Annotated in this window: 1 protein-coding gene; it reads left to right on the top strand. The window is 51.2% G+C overall.

The features are described from left to right. Positions 1–27 precede the first annotated feature (27 nt). Positions 28–661 (top strand): cadherin-like domain-containing protein (locus tag AC1D0Y_RS29655; protein ID WP_477708452.1); only part of this gene is annotated, 634 nt, incomplete at its 3' end.

The raw sequence follows: 661 nt of genomic DNA, 5'->3' as shown, positions 1-661 counted from the left end.
GCTGCGCCTACCAACGGAGTGGCGGGAGTGAACGCGAACGGAACATTTAGCTACCAGCCGAATCTGAATTTTAATGGGACGGATCAGTTTACAGTATTGGTCTCAGATGGCCAGGGAGGAACGGCGGTTTCGACSGTRACCATCAATGTWATYCCGGTAAATGATCCCCCAATTACGTCCAATGTCAGCTTTACGATTGCGGAAGACAGTACGCTAATCAATCAAGTAGTAGCAGTAGATCCCGACGGAGACCCGTTAACGTTTAGCCTGCAAATAGCCCCTGGCAACGGAGTAGCCGTGGTGAACGCGGATGGAACGTTTAGCTACCAGCCGAATTCAAATTTTAACGGGACGGATCAGTTTACGGTATTGGTCTCAGACGGTCAGGGAGGAACGGCGGTTTCGACGGTGACAGTAATTGTCACGCCAGTGAACGATGCCCCCACGGTGCCAAACTACACGTTTAGTACGCAGGAAGACAGTCCTGTAGTAGGAGCGATAGTAGGGACAGRTGTGGATGGAAACCCACTCAGTTATCAGCTTCAAGCTGCGCCTACCAACGGAGTGGCGGGAGTGAACGCGAACGGAACATTTAGCTACCAGCCGAATYTRAATTTTAATGGGACGGATCAGTTTACGGTATTGGTCTCAGATGGCCAGG

The sequence above is a fragment of the Priestia sp. P1_B12_1 genome, from assembly GCF_056406695.1.
This window is presented reverse-complemented; position numbering and strand designations above follow the sequence as displayed.